Source organism: Micromonospora sp. NPDC047557 (assembly GCF_043205095.1).
In the GTDB taxonomy this organism is placed as follows: Bacteria; Actinomycetota; Actinomycetes; order Mycobacteriales; family Micromonosporaceae; genus Micromonospora.
The window spans coordinates 180,820-199,886 of the sequence record NZ_JBIDDK010000008.1 but is presented as its reverse complement, the minus strand read 5'-3'; the positions used below and the strand labels follow the sequence as shown (position 1 = coordinate 199,886).

Genomic DNA, 19,067 nt, shown 5'->3' with positions numbered 1-19,067 from the left:
CGGGCGGGAAATGCGGTACGCAGGTACGGGTGGGCCTCGAGGCAGCCAAATCTTAAAGAGTGTTAACTGTCGGCGTCAATCAACGCCGATGGATTTCCTCGCCCGGGCGGATGCGGGGTTCTGGGGAGGCCCAAACGACCGTTAAGCTCACGGGGTGGGAACCGATGAGTTGTACCCGCCGGACCGGCTGCTCGCCGCGCAGCGCGCCACCGCCGCGGCCGGCCTGGACGCGCTGCTGCTCACGCCCGGCTCCGATCTGCGCTACCTGACCGGGTACGACGCCCACGTGGGGGAGCGGCTGACCTGCCTGGTGCTTCCCGCCGAGGGTGTGCCCACGCTCATCGTGCCCAGGCTGGAGCGTCCGGCCGCGGAGGCGGCACCGAACACCGGCGTCCGCATCGTCGACCATCCCGACGGCGTCGACCCGTACCCCCTGGTCGTCGCCGCCCTCGACGGCCCGCCGGCGGCCGTGGGGCTCGCCGACCGGATGTGGGCCGAGCAGGTCCTCGCCCTGCGCGCGGCGCTGCCCGGCGCCGCGCAGCGGCTCGCCGGCGAGGTGCTGCGCGAGCTGCGGATCCGCAAGACCCCGGCGGAGGTCGCGGCGCTGGCCGAGGCGGGCGCGGCCATCGACGAGGTGCACCTGCGCATGGGCCAGTGGCTGCGCCCGGGCCGCACCGAGGCCGAGGTGGCGGCCGACATCGCGGCGGCGATCCGCGACGCCGGGCACGTGACCGTCGACTTCGTCATCGTGGCCGCCGGCCCGAACGGGGCCAGCCCGCACCACGGCACCTCGGATCGGCCGATCGGCGCCGGGGAGCCGGTGGTGGTGGACATCGGCGGCACGATGCCGTCGGGCTACCGCTCGGACTGCACCCGCACCTACGTGGCGGGCGGGCCGGCGCCGGCCGACTTCGTGGACTACTACGCGGTGCTGCACGCCGCCCAGCGTGCGGCGGTCGCGGCGGTCCGTCCCGGGATCACCGGCGCGGCGGCCGACGCGGCGGCCCGGGAGCCGATCGCCGCCGCCGGTTACGGCGACGCGTTCCTGCACCGCACCGGGCACGGCATCGGCCTGGACGGTCACGAGGAGCCCTACCTGGTGGCCGGCAACGACCGGCCCCTGGAGGCCGGCATGGCGTTCTCCATCGAACCGGGCATCTACCTCGCGGGCCGACACGGCGCCCGCATCGAGGACATCGTCGTCTGCACGACGGACGGCGTGCAGCGGCTCAACACCACCCCCACGGAGCTCATCGCGCTATGACTGTCGACCGGATCCTCCCCACCGACGAGGCCCACGACCTGCTGGACCTCGCCACCGAGCTGGCCGACCGCGAGCTCGCGCCGAAGGTCGCGGGCTTCGAGGAACGCGCCGAGTTCCCCCGCGAGGTGCTGCGCACCATCGGCCGCGCCGGCCTGCTCGGCCTGCCCTACGCCGAGGAACACGGCGGCGCGGCGCAGCCGTACGAGGTGTACCTGCAGGTGCTGGAGATCCTGGCCAGCCGGTGGCTCGCGGTCGCCGAGGCGGTCAGCGTGCACACCCTGAGCTGCTACCCGGTCGCCGCGTTCGGCAGCGCCGAGCAGCGCAAGCTCCTGCCCGACATGCTCGGCGGCGAGCTGCTCGGCGCGTACTGCCTCTCCGAGCCGCAGGGCGGCTCCGACGCGGCGGCGCTGAGCACCCGGGCGATCCGCGACGGCGACGCGTACGTCGTCTCCGGCACCAAGGCGTGGATCACGCACGCCCGGGTGGCCGACTTCTACAACGTCTTCTGCCGCACCGGCGGGCCCGGCCCGAAGGGCATCTCCTGCCTGGTCGCCGACGCGGGCACCGCCGGCATCGCGCCGCAGGCCGCCGAGCGGACCATGGGGCTGCGGTCCTCGCCGGTGGCGCAGATCGCCTTCGAGGAGGCGCGGGTGCCGGCCGACCGGCTGGTCGGCGGCGAGGGGGCGGGCTTCACCATCGCGATGTCCGCGCTGGACTCGGGTCGACTGGGCATCGCCGCCTGCGCGGTCGGGCTGGCCCAGGCCGCGCTCGACTACGCGGTCGGCTACGCCCGGGAACGCCAGCAGTTCGGCCGGTCCATCATCGACTTCCAGGGCCTGGGCTTCCTGCTCGCCGACGCGGCCACCCAGATCTCCGCCGCCCGCGCGCTGACCCTGGCGGCGGCCCGGCTGCGCGACGCGGGGCGTCCGTACTCCATCGAGGCGGCGAAGGCGAAGCTCTTCGCCACCGACATGGCGATGCGGGTGACCACCGATGCCGTGCAGGTGCTCGGCGGCGCCGGCTACGTGGCCGACCACCCGGTCGAGCGGTACATGCGCGAGGCGAAGGTGCTGCAGATCGTGGAGGGCACCAACCAGATCCAGCGGTTGGTGATCTCCCGGGCGCTCGCCAAGAGCTGACAAGGCGGGCCAGCGCTGCGTTCGTCGTCGCCGTCGCGCCGATTTCCCGGTAGGTTGCTCGCCGTGGAGGAGATCGACCGCGCCATCGTCGCCGCGCTGACCGCTGACGGCCGTCTGTCGTACACCGACCTGGCCGAGAAGGTGGGGCTGTCGGTGTCCGCCGTGCACCAGCGGGTGCGCCGGCTGGAGCAGCGCGGGGTGCTCAAGGGGTACGCCGCCCGGGTGTCGTTCGAGGCGCTGGACCTGCCGTTGACGGCGTTCGTGGCGATCCGGCCGTTCGACCCGTCGCAGCCGGACGACGCGCCGGAGCGGCTGGCCCACCTGCCGGAGATCGACTCGTGCTACTCGGTGGCGGGGGAGGACTTCTACCTGCTGCTGGTGCGGGTGGCCAGCCCGGCGGACCTGGAGCGGGTGCTGCAGGAGATCCGCACCTCGGCGAACGTGACGACCCGGACGACTGTGGTGCTGTCCACGCCGTACGAGAACCGTCCGCCGAAGATCAGTGCCGGGGCGCCTGGTCGGTCGCGGTCCCGGGCGCCGGAGGAGCCGGCTGGTTCCACCGCAGGATGACCTGCCGGCCGTGCTCGTGACCGAGCGCGCTGACCGTGGCGGTGTCCAGGCGCAGCCGTCCGCCTGCGGACGGGGGCAGCCCGATCCAGCGGGCGCCGAGCACCCGCAGGCTGTGCGCGTGGCCGACCAGCGCCACGGTGCCCCGGTCGAGCAGCGGGGTGACGCGGGCCAGTACCCGGTCGAGCCGGTCACCCACCTGTGCGGGTGACTCCCCGCCGGGGCAGCCGTCGGTCCAGATGTTCCAGTGCGGGTCGTCGTCGTGGATGTCGACGGTGGTGCGGCCCTCGTACTCGCCGTAGTTCCACTCGCTGAGGTCCTCGTCGACATTGTCGACGGTGAGCCCGGCCAGCTGCGCGGTGCGCAGCGCCCGGGAGCGAGGGCTGGCGAGGACGGTGACGAAGCGCCGGCCGGCCAGGAACGCGGCGAGGGTGCGGGCCTGTCGCTCGCCGTCGGGGGTCAGCTCCAGATCGGTGTACGAGGTGTGCCGCAGGCTGGCGCTCCAGGTGGTCTCGCCGTGCCGGATCAGCAGGAGCTCTCCCATGCGGCCAGTTAACCATCGCGCCGGGGCAACCAGTGCCGCCCTCTCTCAACCTATCTTCCTAGGATGCTCTACGGGGTGTGCCGACCGGCACCACCGGTTTCGGCACCGGGAAAGCGGGCAAGCGAGCCTCGACAACCGCCAGACCGAGGAGGCGCGATGAGCTTCACCGAGAAGGCAAAGAACAAGGTTGAGCAGATGGCCGGCGCCGCGAGGGAGCGCGTCGGCGATATGACCGACAACGAGTCGATGCGTGGTGGTGGCGCGAGCCAGCAGGGTGACGCGCGCGCCAAGCAGGGCATGAAGGATGCCGGCAGCAAGATCAAGGACGCTTTCAACAAGTGACCTGAGCGGTCGTCGGGTCCCCGGGCAGCACCTGCCCGGGGACCCGACGCGTGTGGGCCGTTAGGGTCGGCGGCGTGACCGTGCTCCGTTCCCTGGTGTTGTTCGTGCTGGCCGCCCTGGCCGAGATCGGCGGCGCCTGGCTGGTCTGGCAGGGGTGGCGGGAGCAGCGCGGCCTGTGGTGGATCGCCGCCGGCGTGGTCGCGTTGGGCTGTTACGGCTTCGTGGCCACGTTCCAGCCGGACGCCAACTTCGGCCGGATCCTGGCCGCGTACGGCGGGGTGTTCGTGGCGGGCTCGTTGGGCTGGGCGATGGTGGTGGACGGTTTCCGCCCGGACCGCTGGGACCTGACCGGCGCGGCGCTGTGCCTGCTCGGCGTCGCGGTCATCATGTACGCCCCGCGTGGGGGTTCCGCCTGACCCGCGCGCGGGTGACTCGCGGGCGGTGTGTCACTGGAAGGCGATATACCTCAGAGTCATATTCATACCTCTGAGGTATATCGCTTACCGGCGCGGCACCGCCCAAGCGGGCCTGCGACGCGCCCCCACGAGCCCTCGTGGTGGCACGCGGGGGACAGTGAGGCGCTTTCGCTTCTGCGATGATCTGCGGCGTGATCCGAGCTGGGCTTCGCCCGTTTCTTGGCGTAGTGGTTGTGGCGGCCATCCTCGGCAGTGCCGGGTGTGAAGCGTCCCGGGTGCCGCCCTCGGACCAGCCGGTCTTCGTCGGCTCGTCCGCCTCGTCGAGCCCATCGACGCCGTCCGTCGCCTCGTCGGCCGGTGTCCCGTCGGCGCCGGCGGTTGCCTCGGTGCCGGGCGCGACGCCGACCGGGACCAGGGCGCCGGTGGTGGACCACGGGCCGCGGACCGGTAACAAGGTCGCGTTGACCTTCGACGCGGACATGACCGACGGGATGCTCGCCAACCTGCGCAGCGGCAAGGTCCGGTCGTACGCGAACCTGCGCATCCTGGACCTGCTGGAGCGCGAGCAGCTGCCAGCGACGTTCTTCCTGACCGGTAAGTGGGTGCAGCGGTATCCGGAGGCCACCCGGCGCATCGCTGGTAATCCGCGTTTCGAGCTGGCGAACCACACGTACGGGCACGCGGCGTTCACCGCCGGCTGTTACGACCTGCCGCGGCAGTCGGTCGACACCTTGGCCGCCGACGTGGCGAAGACGTTCGAGGTGATCGAACCGTACGGCGGTCGGCAGACCCGGTACTTCCGTTTTCCGGGGCTCTGTCACGACGCGGCGGCGCTGGACGCGCTGGCGCCGCTGGGCGTGACGGTCGTCGATGGGGACGTGGTGAGCGGTGATCCGTTCGCGACGGCGTGGAAGCCGTTGGTGCGCGCGGTGCTGGACCACGTACGCCCGGGGTCGGTAGTGATCATGCATGTGACCGAGGCGAACGCGGCGATGACCGATGAGGCGTTGCCGCACATTCTGGCCGGCCTGGCCGAGCGAGGGCTGGTGCCGGCCCCGCTGTCCGAGGTGCTGGCCGGCGGGTGAGTCGGCGGCCAGCACCTGCGGTGGGTCAGTCGTCGCGGTGGTCGTTCCACCACTGCTGGCCGCCCTCGGGCAGGGTGTCGATCGGGTCGTAGTAGGCGTAGCGCTTGTTGAGCGCCTCCAGGTCGGCGGACTCGATGGAGGTGCGGTAGTTCTTGGTCCAGTAGGAGATGCCGCGCTCACGGTCGTAGTCGGTGAGCATGTGCACCCAGCGTTTGCCGACGAAGGGCACGTCGCAGACGATCCGTGGGGTGGCGTAGCCGGGCAGGTAGCCCATGATGTCGTGCTGGAGCTGCTGGGCGTGCCAGACCGGGACGCGCCAGTGTTCGGCGTTGGGGATCATGTCGCACATGTAGAAGTAGTACGGCAGGATCCCGGCTTCGCCCTGGAGCGCGAAGCAGAGGTCGAGCAGTTCGGGGGTGGTGGCGTTGACGCCGCGCATGAGGACGCCCTGGTTGCGGACGTCGCGGACGCCGACGTCGAGGGCGGTCTGGGCGGCCTTGGCGACCAGTGGGGTGAGCGACTGGGCGTGGTTGACGTGGGTGTGGATGGCGAGGTTGACGCCGCGGCGGGCGGCGGTGCGGGCGACGCGCTCCAGGCCCTCGACGACGTCCGGCTGCAGCCAGTGCTGGGGCAGGCCCATGAGGGCCTTGGTGGCGAGGCGGATGTCGCGGACCGTCTCCAGTTCCAGCAGGCGCATGAGGTACGACTCGAGGTTGCGCCACGGGACGTTGGCCACGTCGCCGCCGGAGACCACGACGTCGCGTACGCCGGGGTGGGCTTTGAGGTAGGCGATGTGGGCGTCGTAGCGGTCCACGGGCTTGAGGGTGAGTTTGAGCTTGTCGACGGCGGGGGTGGAGTTGCCGACCAGGTCCATGCGGGTGCAGTGGCCGCAGTACTGGGGGCAGGTGGAGAGCAGTTCGGCGAGGACCTTGGTGGGGTAGCGGTGGGTGAGACCTTCGGCGACCCACATGTCGTGCTCGTGCAGGCTGTCGCGGCTGGCGTAGGGGTGTGAGGGCCAGTCGGTGCGTCGGTCGGAGGCGACCGGGATCATGTAGCGGCGGATGGGGTCGGCGAGCAGCGCTTCGGTGGTCAGCGGCGCGAACGGCACCATCGTGTTGATCATTTGTGGCGGCACCAGCATGGACATGGTGGCCAGGGCCTTCTGGTCGGCCTCGAGGTCGGTGTAGAAGCTGTCGTCGACGAGGTCGCCGAAGACGGCGCGGAGCTGCTTGATGTTCTTGACGCAGTTGACGCGTTGCCACTGGGCGGATTCCCACTGGTCGCGGGTGACGGTGCGCCAGCCGGGGAAGCGGGTCCAGTCGGGTTCGACCAGGGGGCGGCGGTGGTATTCGTACGGCTGCCCGGCGGTCGGTGCCGCGACAGGGGCGTGACGGGGTTGCGGGATGGTGTGGGTCACGGCCCCTCCTCGGTGGTGCGGTGGATCATCGAAGCCCGAAGGCTACTGGAAAATATTCGGTACAGAAACTAGTCTGCCGTAAGTTTTCCCGCTACGCGAGCCTTGACCGGGGCTTCGAGCGGCCGGACAGGGGAGGTCGGCGTGACGTCACCGGTGGGACTGCACCGCGTCGTGGAACCGGCGGGGGTGCTGCCGCAGGCGGCCTGGCGGCTGGACGCGTCCGCGGCGATCGCGCCGAACGAGGTGCGGATCCGGGTGGAGCGGCTGAACCTGGACGCGGCGAGTTTCCGGCAGTTGTCGGAGAAGCACGGCGGTGACGGGGCTGCCGTGCGCGCCGAGGTGCTGGAGATCATTTCCACGCGGGGAAAGATGCAGAACCCGGTGACCGGCTCCGGCGGGATGCTGATCGGCACGGTCGAGGAGGCCGGTCGCCGGTCCCCGCTGGGGCTCAAGGCCGGTGAGCGGGTCGCCACGCTGGTGTCGTTGACGTTGACGCCCCTGGTGATCACCGACGGGCTGGCGCGCTGGGACGGGCGCAGCGAGCAGGTGCCGTGTGACGGGTGGGCGATCCTGTTCGCGCGGTCCATCGCGGCGGTGCTGCCCGACGACGAGGATCCGCAGTTGTCCCTGGCCGTCCTGGACGTGTGCGGGGCGCCGGCGCTGACCGCCCGGGTGGTGTCGCGCTACGTCGAGGAGCGTCGGCGTAGCGGTGATCCGACTCCGGTGCGGGTCGCGGTGATCGGTGGGGCCGGCAAGAGCGGCTCGCTGTCTCTGGCGGCGGCGCGACGGGCGGGCGCCGCGCGTACCGTCGGGGTGGTTCCGGTGGCGGCGGAGCGGGACGCGCTGACGGACGCCGGGCTGGCGTCGGTGGTGGCGTTGGCCGACGCGCGCGACCCGGTGGGGTTGTCCACGGCGGTGACCACCGCGTTGGGCGCGCCGGCGGACGTGACTGTGGTGTGCGTGGACGTGCCGGGCTGTGAGCACGGGGCGGTCCTGGCCACCGCGGACGGCGGCACGGTGATCTTCTTCTCGATGGCGACGAGCTTCTCCGCGGCCGCGTTGGGCGCGGAGGGGTTGGCGGCGGACGTGACGATGCTGGTGGGCAACGGGTACGTGCCGGGGCACGCGGAGTTGGCGTTGGGGCTGTTGCGCGCCGAGCCGGGGGTGCGTCGGCTGTTCGCGGCGCGGATCGCGGCAGACTGAGGCCATGACGAACCCCTCGACGTTGTACCGCGGCGGCGTGCTGCACTGTCCCGCCGACCCGAGCGCGACCGCGCTGTTGGTGTCCGGTGGGCGGATTGCCTGGTTGGGCACCGACGGTGACGCGCCGCCTGCCGACCGGGTGGTGGACCTGGACGGGGCTCTGGTGACGCCGGCGTTCGTGGACGCGCACGTGCACGCCACCGACACCGGGTTGGCGTTGTCCGGGCTGGAGTTGTCCGGGGTGCGCTCGGCGGGGCAGTTGCTCGACGCGGTGGCCGGGTTCGCGGCGGAGTTGCCGGCGGACGCGGTGGTGCTCGGGCACGGCTGGGACGAGTCCGGCTGGTCGGACACGGCGTTGCCGGACGCGGCGGCGTTGGACCGGGCGGCCGCTGGCCGGCGGGTGTACCTGTCGCAGGCGTCGATCCATTCGGCGTTGGTGTCGTCGGCGTTGCTGGCGGCGTGTCCGCAGGCGGCGGAGGCGCCCGGGTACGACGCGTCGGGCTGGTTGCGGCGTGACGCGCACCATGTGGTGCGGGCGGCGGCGCAGGGGTCGGTGACGCGGGCGCAGCGGGTGGCCGCGCAGCGGGTGGCGCTGGCGCACGCGGCGTCGTTGGGCATCGCGGCCGTGCACGAGTGCGGCGGTCCGGAGATCTCCGACGAGGAGGACTTCACCGGTCTGCTGGGCATCTCCGGGGCGGGGTTGCCGGAGGTGTACGGGTACTGGGGTGAGCTGGGTGGTGCGGCGCGGGCCCGGGAATTGGGCGCGGTGGGCGCCGGCGGTGACCTGTTCGCGGACGGGGCGTTGGGGTCGCGCACGGCGCACGTGTCGCAGCCGTACGGCGACGGTGACGGCTGCGGGCACGGGTATCTCAGCGCCGAGCAGGTGCGTGATCACCTGTTGGACTGCGCGGCGCAGGGCCTGCAGGGCGGGTTCCACGCGATCGGGGACGCGGCGATCGGCACGGTGCTCGACGGGTTCGCGGCGGCGGCGGCGACGCTGGGTGTGGAGCGGCTGCGGGCGGCCCGGCACCGTATCGAGCACGCGGAGATCATGAACAAGCGGATGATCGCGCGGTTCGTGGAGTACGGAATCGTGGCGAGCATGCAGCCGGCGTTCGACCGGTTGTGGGGTGGCGCGGGCCGGATGTACGAGGCGCGGTTGGGGTTGGACCGGTCGTTGGAGTCGAACCCGATGGGTGCGATGCACTCGGTGGGGGTGGCGTTGGCGTTCGGGTCGGATTCGCCGGTGACGCCGCTGGACCCGTGGGGGTCGGTGCGGGCGGCGGCGGCGCACCACAACCCGGCGCAGCGGATGAGTGTGCGTTCGGCGTTCGCGGCGCACACCCGCGGTGGGTGGCGGGCAGTGCACCTGGACGTCGAGGGTGTCCTGGCGCTGGGTGCGCCGGCGACGTTCGCGGTGTGGTCGACGCCGGCGGGGGTGGAACGGGGTCTGCCGGTGCTGGTGGCCGAGGACCCGGAGGTGCGGGGTCCGGACGATCCGACGCCGCTGCCGGTGTGCCGGCGGCTGGTGTTGCGCGGTGAGGTCATCTATGAGGAAGGGTCGTCGTGACCGGGAAACTTGACCTTGATCCGGTGTTGGTGGCGCGGGCGCGGGAGTTGGCGCGGCGGGCCGGGCAGCCGGTGGTCGACCTGGCCCGCAGCCACACGACGGTGTCGGTGGAGCGGGCGGTGCTGCGGCTGGCCGGGGTGAGCGGCGCCGACCCGGACGGCATTCCGTGGGTGAACCGGCTCGTGGACGCGGTCGTCGCGGACGTGGGGTTGGGACACGGGGTGGCGGTGCCGGTGTTCGACGCCCTCGCTCGCGAGGGGATCACGGATGTGACGTTGCTGGCGCAGAAGGCCGCCGCCGGGTCGGTGCGGTTCGCGCTGCCCAGCGGTCGGTCGGCGACGGCGGCCCGGTCGGCGGCCCGCAAGGCGGTCGGCGCGGGTATCCGGCGGATCGACCGGCGGCGCGCGGAGCGCGAGCGCCTCGTCAAGCGGCACGGGGACCCGAAGCAGCGGCCGTGGATCTACCTGATCGTGGCGACGGGCGACATCTACGAGGACATTCCGCAGGCGCAGGCGGCGGCGCGCGCCGGTGCGGACGTCATCGCGGTGATCCGCTCGACGGGGCAGTCGTTGCTGGACTACGTGCCCGAGGGCGCGACCCGGGAGGGTTTCGCCGGCACGTACGCTACGCAGGAGAATTTCCGGTTGATGCGCGCGGCGCTGGACGAGTCGTCGAAGGAGCTGGGCCGCTACGTGCGGCTGACGAACTACGCGTCGGGGTTGTGCATGCCGGAGATGGCGACCCTGGCCGGGTTGGAACGGCTCGACATGATGCTCAACGACTCGATGTACGGGATCCTGTTCCGCGACATCAACCCGGTCCGTACGTTCGTCGACCAGCGGTTCTCCCGGCAGGTGCACGCCCGCGCGGGGATCATCATCAACACCGGTGAGGACAACTACCTGACCACCGCCGACGCGGTCGACGAGGCGCACACCGTGACGGTGTCGCAGTTGCTCAACGAGTTCTTCGCGCACGAGGCGGGCCTGGCGGACTGGCAGTTGGGCCTGGGGCACGCGTTCGAGATCAACCCGGAGGTGCCGGAGTCGTTCCGGTTGGAGTTGGCGCACGCGCTGCTGGCGCGGGAGTTGTTCCCGGACGCGCCGCTCAAGTGGATGCCGCCGACGAAACACATGACCGGTGACGTGTTCCGGGGCAACCTGCTCGACGGGTTCTTCAACCTGGCGGGCGCGCTGACCGGTCAGGGCATCCTGCTGGTGGGGATGATGACCGAGGCGGTGGTGACGCCGTGGCTGTCGGACCGCGACATCGCGCTGCAGAACGTGCGGTACGTCCTGGGCGCCGCCGGTGGGTTGCACGAGGACTTCGTGCCGGCGGCGGGCGGGTTCATCCGCCGCCGCGCCAACCAGGTCCTCGGTGAGGCTCTGGACCTGTTGGAGCGCATCGGGGAGCAGACGCTGCTCACCGCGATCGCGGAGGGCACGTTCGGGATCATGAAGCGGCCGGCGGACCGGGGCAAGGGCCTGGACGGGGTCGCCGCGCACGAGGCCGACTACTGCAACCCGGCCACCGACATCCTGGAGGTCGCGGCGTGAGCAAGACGATCGTGCGTCCGTACGGGGACACCACCGGCGACGGGATGGTGCAGGTGTCGTTCACCCTGCCGGTGGCCCACGACAAGCGGGCCGAGGGCGCGGCGGTGCAGCTGGCCAACAAGATGGGCATCGACCCGGCGATGGTGGTGCACGCCAAGGGAATGGGTGACGGGTTCACGTTCTTCGTCGTGTACGGGCGGGTCAACCACCTCGTCGACGTCGACGCGGTGCAGGTGGTGGAACGGGACTTCCCGCTGCTGTCGGCCAAGGAGGTCAACACCGTCGTCAAGCAGCGGCTGCGCCGCAAGCTGTCGGTGGTGGGGGCGTGCATCGGCACCGACGCGCACACCGTGGGCATCGACGCGATCCTCAACGTCAAGGGCATCGCGGGCGAGAAGGGCCTGGAGTACTACCGGGAGTTGAAGGTCACCAACATGGGCGCGCAGGTCAGCGTGCCGGAGCTGGTGGAGGCCGCCCGGGTGGAGAAGGCCGACGCGGTGCTCGTGTCGCAGGTCGTCACCCAACGCGACGCGCACCTGCACAACACGCGGGAGATGTCGGCGGCGTTCCGGGAGGCCATGCCGGCGGGTAAGCGGCCCCTGTTGATCGTCGGCGGTCCCCGGTTCGACGAGTCGATGACCGACGAGTTGGGCGTGGACCGGATCTTCGGTCGGGGGACCACGCCCGGCGAGGTGGCCAGCTACCTCGTGCACGCCCTGATCACGCAGCGGAAGGCGATGGCATGACCGACTCCAGGCTCGGGTTGACGGTGACGCACCGGCGGTACGTGCCGTACGCGCACGCCCACTACGCCGGCAACCTCGTCGACGGGGCGTACGCCCTCGGGTTGTTCGGCGACGTCGCCACGGAGGTGTGTATCCGCACGGACGGCGACGAGGGTCTGTTCGCCGGCTACTCCGACGTGCGGTTCACCGCGCCGATCCGCGCCGGTGACGTGGTGGAGGTGACCGCCCAGGTGTCCCGGGTGGGCAGTCGCAGCCGCACCCTGGAGTTGAGCTGCGCGGTGGTGTGTCGGGGTCGCCCGGACCGCTCCGCGTCCGCCGCCGAGGTCCTGGACCCGCCGATCGTCGCGGTCACGGCGACCGGCACCGTGGTCGTACCCGCCGCGTCAGTGAGTCGCGAGGAGTGAGCCGGGGTTGCGAGCCCCGCAGTCGCGAACAGGGAAACTCGTGACCCTGGCGGTCTGCGCGGACGTCGGCTCGACGTACACCAAGGCGGCCGTGGTGGACCTGGCCGCGGGTGTCCTCGTCGGCGCGGCGGCCGCGCCCACCACGGTGGGCAGCGACGTGCTGCATGGCCTGGACGCGGCCGTCGCGGCGGCCACCGCCGGGCTCGGGGCGCGGGACGTGCCGTGGTACGTCTGCTCGTCGGCCGGTGGTGGGTTGCGGCTGGCCGTGCTCGGCTACGAGGCGTTGGTGACCGCGCAGGCGGGTCGGCGGGTCGGGTTGTCGGCCGGCGCGCACGTGGTGCACGTGGCCGCCGGTCGGCTCGGCGCGGCCGACCTGACGGCGTTGCGGGCGGCCCGGCCGGACGTGGTGCTGCTCGTGGGCGGCACCGACGGCGGCGACGCCGACACGATCACCCACAACGCCACCCGCCTGGCCCGCGCCCGCTGGCGGGTGCCGGTCGTCCTGGCCGGCAACACCGACGTCCGTGCGGAGTTGACCGGGCTGTTGGAGGCCGCCGGGGTGCCGGTGACCGGCGCGGACAACGTCCTGCCGCGCATCGGGGTGCTCGCCCCGGCGTCGGCGCGCGCGGCGATCCGCGCGGTGTTCCTGCGCCACGTCATCGGCGGCAAACGACTGTCCAGGGGCGCCCGGTTCGCGCGGCTGGTGCGGGCGGCCACGCCCGACGCGGTCCTCACCGGCGTGGAGGTGCTCGCCGACACCATCGGCGGGGACCTCGCCGTCGTCGACGTGGGTGGGGCCACCACCGACGTGTACTCGGTGCTGACGCCCGACGAGCGGGCCACCGGGCCGGGCCGGGAGGTCGCGGGCAGTCTGTGGCGGGCCCGCACCGTCGAGGGCGATCTGGGCATGCGGTGGAGCGCCCCCGGCGTGGTACGCGCCGCCGCCGAGGAGCGGCTGCTCGGCGCCGACGAGGCCGACGACCTGGCCGCCGCGGCCGACCGGCGGGCCGCCGACCCGGCGTTCCTGGCCGCCGACGACGCCGAGCGGGCCATGGACGCGCGGATCGCGACGCTCGCGGCGACGGTGGCGCTGCGCCGGCACGCCCGGGGCGCCGGCACCGGCGAGCGGGCCGGGCGGGACCTGCGCGACGTGCGGCTGCTGGTGGGCTCCGGTGGGGTGCTGCGGCACGCGCCCGCCGACGCGTCCGGGCAGGTCCTGGCGGCGGTCCTGGCCGATCACGCGGGCGGGTGGGCGCTGCCGCGCGCCGCCCGCGCGGTCGTCGACGTCGACTACGTGCTGGCCGCCGGTGGGTTGCTCGCCGAGGAGCACCGGACGGCCGCAGGCGCACTGCTGCGCCACCATCTGAGCACGCAGTGAGACACGCCGACCCGACACGCCGTGGCGCAACACACGACAGGCCGGGGGTGGGTTGACAGGAGGCGGGGTGCAACACGTACCGTCTTTGAGTCCTACCACGGGAAGCGGCTGTTGTTCGCTTCGTCCCTTCGTCCGCTGGCCGAGCGACATTTTCAGCGTCATCGTCGCGGCGGCCAGGTCCAGCGGGCGGGGGTCGGCGGGGCGGCGCGAACCGGTCGCGGTTACCGGTGTACGGGCAGGGTGAGGTGCACGGCCAGTAGACAACGGCCCGGCGGGGGCAGCCAGTCAACCGCCTGGTCGGTCCGAAGGTCGGCGTGCCCCATCCTCGCCGCACCGGCCGGGGAGGGCCTGGGAGCATCGGGGCGCGGCGCAAGCCGCGCCCCGATTTCATACCCCCACTTCACCCCCGCGCCGATCTGGCAGGTTCGGTCGCCGACATGAGCGGGAACGCCCCTCGCGTCGACGACCGACAGTGCAAGATCGCGGAGCGGGGGTCGGGCGGGCCCCTCAGCGCGGGCCGATGCGGCCGGTGGAGGCGGCGGCCGGGTAGCCTTCGCCGGGTGATCGAGGTGAAGCAGCGGTGACGACCCTGGACCGCGACGAGAGCCAGGCCCCCACGGTGATCAGCGCGCCGGTCGCCGTGGGTCGGCCACTGCCGCTGCGCGTCGCCGCGCCGATGGCGGTCGCCGCCGGGCTGGCCCTGCTGCTGGCGTTCCCGCCGTACGGGGTGTGGCCCCTCGCGCCGCTCGGCGTGGCGCTGCTGGCCGCCGCCGCCCACCGACGACGGTTGCGCGCCGGCGCCGGCGTGGGCTTCCTCACCGGCGTGGCGCTGTTCGCGCCGCTGCTGGCCTGGACGAACCTGCACACCGGCTACCTGCCGTGGGTGCTGCTGTCGCTGCTACAGGCCGGCTACCTGGCGCTGCTCGGCGCCGCCACCGCCTGGGTGTCGCCACTGGCCGACCGGAGCCGCTGGGCGTGGCCGGCGCTGACCGGGCTGCTGTGGGTGGGGCAGGAGGCGCTGCGCGACCGTACGCCGTTCGGCGGGTTCCCGTGGGGTCGGCTCGCGTTCACCCAGGACGACTCGCCGCTGCTGCGCCTGGCCGCCCTCGGCGGCGCGCCGCTGGTCACCTTCGCGGTGGCCCTCGCCGGTGGTCTGCTCGTCGCCGCTGTCTGGCAGGGCTGGGAGGCCCGCCGCGACGCCCGGCCCCAGTGGTGGCTCACGGCGGCCGTACCGGCCGCCGTCGTCGCGGCGGTGGGCGCGGTGAGCCTGCTGGTGCCCGTCGCCGCCGCAGGCGGCGGCGACGCCGTCACCGTGGCTATCGTGCAGGGCAACGTGCCGCGCCTCGGGCTGGACTTCAACGCCCAACGCCAGGCGGTGCTCAACAATCACGTCGACGCCACCCTGGAGCTGGCCGCGCGGGTCGCCTCCGGCGCGCAGCGGCAACCCGACCTGGTGGTGTGGCCGGAGAACTCCAGCGACATCGACCCGTTGCGCAACCCCGCCGCCGGGGCCCGCATCTCCCAGGCCGCCGACGCGATCCGCGCGCCCATCCTGGTCGGCGCGGTGCTGCTCGGCCCCGGCCCGGGGCAGGTCCGCAACGCGGGCATCCTGTGGCGGCCCGACACCGGCGCGGACATGGCGCAGCTCTACACCAAACGCCACCCGGTGCCGTTCGCCGAGTACGTGCCGCTGCGCGACATCGCCCGCCTGGTCAGCGACAAGGTCGACCTGATCCGCAGCGACTTCGTGCCCGGCAGCACCCCGGGCGTGGTACGCGCCGGCCCCGCCGTGCTCGGCGACGTCATCTGCTTCGAGGTCGCCTACGACGAGGTGGTCCGCGACACCGTCACCGGCGGCGCGCAGTTGCTGGTGGTGCAGACCAACAACGCCACCTTCGACGAGGCGGAGGCCCGCCAGCAGCTGGCCATGGTGCGGCTGCGGGCGGTGGAGCACGGCCGGCCGGCGTTGATGGCCTCCACGGTCGGGGTGTCCGGGTTCGTCGCCCCCGATGGGCGGGTAAGCGACGCCACCGGGTTCAACACCCGGGAGGTCGTGGTGCGGCAGCTACGGCTCGACAGCGGGCGTACCCTCGCCACCCGCCTCGGCTGGTGGCCGGAGCTGGCCCTCGCCGGGCTGGCCGTGGCCGCCCTGGCCGGAGCGGGCGTGCTGCGCCGACGGCAGCGGGTCGTGCCCGGATAGCAACAGCCGGTACGCCGGCGGGAGCGGAGGAACCGTGATCCAGGCGACCGATACGATCCGGCGTCCGGACGAGGTGCCCGGCCTGGGTCGGGTGCTCGTGGTGATTCCCACCTACAACGAGGCCGACAACGTCGCGGCGATCGTGGGACGGGTCCGCCGGGCCGCCCCCGCCGTGCAGATCCTCATCGCCGACGACAACAGCCCCGACGGCACCGGCGCGATCGCCGACGCGCTCGCCGACGGTGACCCGCACGTGCAGGTGCTGCACCGCGAGGGCAAGCAGGGCCTCGGCGCCGCGTACCTGGCCGGATTCGGGTGGGCTCGGGAACGCGGCTACCACGCCGTGGTGGAGATGGACGCCGACGGCTCACACGCCCCCGAGGACCTGCCGGCGCTGCTGGACGCCGCCCGCGACGCCGACGTCGTGATCGGGTCGCGGTGGACCAGCGGCGCGCAGGTCGTGAACTGGCCGCTGCGGCGGCTGCTGCTGTCGCGCGGCGGCAACCTGTACGCGCGCCTCGCGCTGGGCATGCCCGTGTCGGACGCCACCGGCGGCTACCGGGTGTACCGGATCAGCGCCCTGGACGCCATCGACCTGGAGTCGGTGTGCTCGCAGGGCTACTCGTTCCAGGTGGAGCTGTCGCGGCTCGCCCACCGGGCCGGGGTGCGGATCGTGGAGGTGCCGATCACGTTCGCCGAGCGGGAACACGGCGACAGCAAGATGAGCCCGCGCATCGTCGCCGAGGCGCTGTGGCGGATCACCCGCTGGGGTGTGCAGGACCGGCGCCAGGCCGTACGCCGGGGCCTGCACGGCACCCCCACGGGCCAGGTGCGGTGGCCGTGAGCGCGGCCGTGTCATGCTGGATGTGCGGTACGTGTCGGTGTGCCGCGGATTGGCGATGAGGTGAGATGCGCCGAGGACTGAGGTTCGTGCCGGTCGCCCTGCTGCTGGCGGTGGTGCTGGAGTTGGCGGTGTTCGTCGTGGTGGGGCGGGCGGTGGGGTTCGGCGCGGCGGTGCTGCTGGTGTTCGCCGCGTCGCTGCTGGGGCTGGTGCTGCTGCGCCGCGAGGGAATGCGCGCCTGGCGCGGGTTCCGCACCGCCGCGCAGGCCGGGCAGCCACCGGGGCGGCAGGTGACCGACGGGCTCGTCGGGTTGGCCGGCGCGCTGCTGCTGGCGGCGCCGGGTCTTGTCAGCGGTCTGGCCGGGTTGTTGCTGATGGTGCCGCCGGTGCGTCGCCTGGCCCGCGCCGGGGTGCAACGCACCGCCGAGCGGCGGGTGTCGTCGATGGTCGCCGGTGACCTGTTCGGGCCGCGTACGGTGCGGGTGCGCCAGGGCGCGCCGCAGCCGACGCCGCGTCCGGAGCCGCAGCAGCCGGTGGTCGTCGACGGTGGCCGGGCCATCGAGGGTGAGATCGTCGAGCCGGGCCGCAACTGAGCGCACACATGACGGCGCCCCCGGGGAGAACCCCGGGGGCGCCGTGTCGTGCGGGTGCGGCTCAGGCGCGGCCGCGGCGGGTCCGAACCTCCTGGAGGCGTTCGGCGAGGATGTCCTCGAGCTCAGCGATCGAGCGCCGCTCCAGCAGCATGTCCCAGTGGGTACGCGGCGGCTTGGCCTTCTTCTGCTCCGGCTCGTTGCCGTCGACGAGTCGGGCGACGCTGCCGTCGAACTTGCATTCCCAGGTCGTCGGGACCTCGGCGTCGACGGCGAACGGCACCTCGAACTGGTGGCCCTTGGCACAGAGGTACTCGCGGGTCTGACGCGGCGCGAGCTCCGTGTTGCGGTCGGATTCGTAGCTGACCGCGCCCAGGCGGCTTCCGCGCAGCATACGCTCGCCCATGATCGACTTCCCCTCGTTCGTGGTGCTGGTCTTCTGGGTGTAACGGTGCTTTCCCGTCGCCCCATTCCCGCCCGAGGGCGTGAGGCGTCCACGGGTGAGCCGGACCCAAGGGTAGCCGGCCGAGACGGTGACGCCACGGCGGTGGCGTGTCGCGACTGCCACCGGGGATGTTAACCGCCCGGACGCGGTCAAGGTTGCGCCGGTGGCGCACCCGGGTCGGAAGCGCCCGCGCCGCCGGGGGCGGCGGCGCCCAGGCGAGCCAGCGCCAACGCCAGGTCGCTGACCTGGTCGCCGAGCTGCGCCACCCGCCGCTGCGCCACGTCACGGTCGGCCTCGGCGGCGTCGAGTCGTACCGTCAGGGCGGTCAGCCGGCCCTCGGCGGTGGCGGCGGCCTGCCGCGCGGCGGTCAGGTCGGCGGTGAGGGCGTCGCGCTGCGCGGCCGTGGCGGTCAGCTCCGCGCGCAGCCGGGCGGCCAGCTCGGCGGCCTCCTGCCGGGCGTCGTGGGCTTCGGCGGCGGCGACCTGGGCGCGGTCGCGGGCGCGGTCGGCCTGTTCCCGGGCCCGGGTCGCGTCGGCGGCCTCGGCGCGGGTCCGCGCGGCGTCGGCGCGGGCCTGGTCGATCTGGCGGCGTACGTCCTGCACCTCGGCCTGCCACCGTCCGGCCCGCTCGGTCGCCTCGGCGGCGGCCCGGCTGGCCCGCTCGGCGTCGGTGCGCGCCGCGTCCCGCTCGACGGTCAGGTCGGCCGCGCGCTGCCGCTCGGTGTCGCGCTGCGCCCGCAGGTCACGCACCTCGGTGCGGGCCTGGTCCCGGTCCCGTTCGGCCTGGGCGCGCAGCGCCTCGGCGGCGCTGACGTCGTGGCGCGCCTGATCGCGGGCGGCCTCGGCGTGCTGCGCCCGTTCGTCGGCCGCGGTGGCCTGGCGCGCCGCCTGCTCGGCGCGCTGGCGGGCGTCGTCGGCCTCGGCGCGGGCCGCGCGGGCCTGCTCGCGGGCGCGCGCCGCGTCGGCCGCCGCCGTCTCGGCGTCGTCGCGGGCCTCGTCGCGTTCGGTCTGCGCCGCCGCGATCTCGGTGGCGGCCTCCGCACGGGCCTGCGCGAGTTGCCGCTGCACACCCCCGGGGGACAGCTCGGCGTGCAACGCCTCGGTCAACGTCTCGACGACCTGGTCGAGACGGTCCACCGCCTCCCAGGTGCGGGCCACCTGACCGGGCAGGCCGGGCGCGTTGCGGTGGCGCATCCGGCTGTTGCGCGAGGCGCGCTGGCAGGCACCGTCGTTGTCGCGGCAGTAGCGAAACGGCCGGCCCGCGCCGACACGCTGCGGCACCGGTCGTCCACAGTGGGCGCACGGGCGGGTTTCGGTGGGGGTGAGCGGGGCGTCCATCGAGGGCGAAGTCTAGTGCCGGC

The 19,067-nt window shown here is 73.2% G+C and carries 19 protein-coding genes; 15 read left to right on the top strand and 4 right to left on the bottom strand.

The annotated features are described in order from the left end of the window. The first annotated feature begins 154 nt into the window (after positions 1–154). The 3 genes from ACGGAQ_RS20375 (at position 155) to ACGGAQ_RS20365 (ending at position 2,973) form a co-directional block, all read left to right on the top strand. Complete coding sequence (locus tag ACGGAQ_RS20375; RefSeq protein ID WP_393051462.1) at positions 155–1,264, top strand: M24 family metallopeptidase; 1,110 nt, start codon at positions 155–157, stop codon at positions 1,262–1,264. Continuing rightward, positions 1,261–2,403, top strand: a complete 1,143-nt coding sequence (locus tag ACGGAQ_RS20370; protein ID WP_393051460.1) for an acyl-CoA dehydrogenase family protein — start codon at positions 1,261–1,263, stop codon at positions 2,401–2,403. Before ACGGAQ_RS20375 ends, ACGGAQ_RS20370 begins: the two co-directional genes overlap by 4 nt. A gap of 63 nt (positions 2,404–2,466) precedes the next feature. Continuing rightward, the gene (locus ACGGAQ_RS20365; RefSeq protein WP_393051458.1) at positions 2,467–2,973 is read left to right on the top strand and encodes an Lrp/AsnC family transcriptional regulator; all 507 of its coding nucleotides are present in this window, start codon (positions 2,467–2,469) and stop codon (positions 2,971–2,973) included. Here ACGGAQ_RS20365 and ACGGAQ_RS20360 read toward each other — a convergent pair. After that, positions 2,903–3,514 carry a histidine phosphatase family protein gene (locus tag ACGGAQ_RS20360; protein WP_393051456.1) on the bottom strand — a complete coding sequence of 204 codons (612 nt, stop codon included), beginning with the start codon at positions 3,512–3,514 and terminating at the stop codon, positions 2,903–2,905. The genes ACGGAQ_RS20365 and ACGGAQ_RS20360 overlap by 71 nt on opposite strands. Before the next feature lie 156 nt (positions 3,515–3,670). On the opposite strand from ACGGAQ_RS20360, the gene ACGGAQ_RS20355 reads away from it, so the two are divergent. From ACGGAQ_RS20355 to ACGGAQ_RS20345, 3 genes are all read left to right on the top strand, one after another. Then, positions 3,671–3,856 (top strand): CsbD family protein, encoded by a 186-nt coding sequence (locus tag ACGGAQ_RS20355; protein WP_393051454.1) that lies wholly within the window; start codon positions 3,671–3,673, stop codon positions 3,854–3,856. Positions 3,857–3,930: 74 nt separating this feature from the next. Beyond that, positions 3,931–4,272: a YnfA family protein gene (locus ACGGAQ_RS20350; protein WP_354862189.1), complete on the top strand. Its 342-nt coding sequence runs from the start codon at positions 3,931–3,933 to the stop codon at positions 4,270–4,272. Between the two features lie 275 nt (positions 4,273–4,547). After that, positions 4,548–5,357, top strand: a complete 810-nt coding sequence (locus ACGGAQ_RS20345) for a polysaccharide deacetylase family protein (RefSeq protein ID WP_393051452.1) — start codon at positions 4,548–4,550, stop codon at positions 5,355–5,357. A 25-nt stretch (positions 5,358–5,382) separates the two neighbouring features. On the opposite strand, the gene ACGGAQ_RS20340 is transcribed toward ACGGAQ_RS20345, so the two are convergent. Next, a complete protein-coding gene (locus ACGGAQ_RS20340) occupies positions 5,383–6,774 on the bottom strand; it encodes a KamA family radical SAM protein (protein WP_393051450.1) in 1,392 nt (463 codons plus the stop codon). Between the two features lie 153 nt (positions 6,775–6,927). On the opposite strand from ACGGAQ_RS20340, the gene ACGGAQ_RS20335 reads away from it, so the two are divergent. The 9 genes from ACGGAQ_RS20335 to ACGGAQ_RS20295 all read left to right on the top strand — a co-directional run bounded on the left by ACGGAQ_RS20335 (position 6,928) and on the right by ACGGAQ_RS20295 (position 17,265). Beyond that, entirely contained in the window at positions 6,928–7,977 is a 1,050-nt protein-coding gene (locus ACGGAQ_RS20335; RefSeq protein WP_393051617.1) for a zinc-binding alcohol dehydrogenase, read from the top strand. A gap of 4 nt (positions 7,978–7,981) precedes the next feature. Continuing rightward, positions 7,982–9,547: an amidohydrolase gene (locus ACGGAQ_RS20330; protein ID WP_393051448.1), complete on the top strand. Its 1,566-nt coding sequence runs from the start codon at positions 7,982–7,984 to the stop codon at positions 9,545–9,547. Beyond that, positions 9,544–11,103 carry a lysine 5,6-aminomutase subunit alpha gene (locus ACGGAQ_RS20325; protein ID WP_393051446.1) on the top strand — a complete coding sequence of 520 codons (1,560 nt, stop codon included), beginning with the start codon at positions 9,544–9,546 and terminating at the stop codon, positions 11,101–11,103. Before ACGGAQ_RS20330 ends, ACGGAQ_RS20325 begins: the two co-directional genes overlap by 4 nt. Then, positions 11,100–11,849 carry an OAM dimerization domain-containing protein gene (locus ACGGAQ_RS20320; RefSeq protein WP_393051444.1) on the top strand — a complete coding sequence of 250 codons (750 nt, stop codon included), beginning with the start codon at positions 11,100–11,102 and terminating at the stop codon, positions 11,847–11,849. Before ACGGAQ_RS20325 ends, ACGGAQ_RS20320 begins: the two co-directional genes overlap by 4 nt. Further along, complete coding sequence (locus ACGGAQ_RS20315; RefSeq protein WP_393051442.1) at positions 11,846–12,253, top strand: hotdog domain-containing protein; 408 nt, start codon at positions 11,846–11,848, stop codon at positions 12,251–12,253. The genes ACGGAQ_RS20320 and ACGGAQ_RS20315 overlap by 4 nt, the downstream gene beginning before the upstream one ends. Before the next feature lie 40 nt (positions 12,254–12,293). Beyond that, on the top strand, positions 12,294–13,631 hold the full coding sequence (locus ACGGAQ_RS20310) for a glutamate mutase L (RefSeq protein ID WP_393051440.1): 1,338 nt from the start codon (positions 12,294–12,296) through the stop codon (positions 13,629–13,631). Between the two features lie 580 nt (positions 13,632–14,211). Further along, complete coding sequence (gene lnt / locus ACGGAQ_RS20305; RefSeq protein ID WP_393051438.1) at positions 14,212–15,831, top strand: apolipoprotein N-acyltransferase; 1,620 nt, start codon at positions 14,212–14,214, stop codon at positions 15,829–15,831. 34 nt (positions 15,832–15,865) lie between these two features. Further along, positions 15,866–16,675, top strand: coding sequence for a polyprenol monophosphomannose synthase (locus tag ACGGAQ_RS20300; protein WP_393051436.1), 810 nt, complete (start codon positions 15,866–15,868; stop codon positions 16,673–16,675). A 65-nt stretch (positions 16,676–16,740) separates the two neighbouring features. Further along, positions 16,741–17,265 carry an FxsA family protein gene (locus ACGGAQ_RS20295; protein ID WP_393051434.1) on the top strand — a complete coding sequence of 175 codons (525 nt, stop codon included), beginning with the start codon at positions 16,741–16,743 and terminating at the stop codon, positions 17,263–17,265. A gap of 61 nt (positions 17,266–17,326) precedes the next feature. Here ACGGAQ_RS20295 and ACGGAQ_RS20290 read toward each other — a convergent pair whose 3' ends face one another. Beyond that, entirely contained in the window at positions 17,327–17,668 is a 342-nt protein-coding gene (locus ACGGAQ_RS20290; protein WP_007460094.1) for an RNA polymerase-binding protein RbpA, read from the bottom strand. A 188-nt stretch (positions 17,669–17,856) separates the two neighbouring features. After that, positions 17,857–19,044 carry a hypothetical protein gene (locus ACGGAQ_RS20285; RefSeq protein WP_393051432.1) on the bottom strand — a complete coding sequence of 396 codons (1,188 nt, stop codon included), beginning with the start codon at positions 19,042–19,044 and terminating at the stop codon, positions 17,857–17,859. Positions 19,045–19,067: the final 23 nt, after the last annotated feature.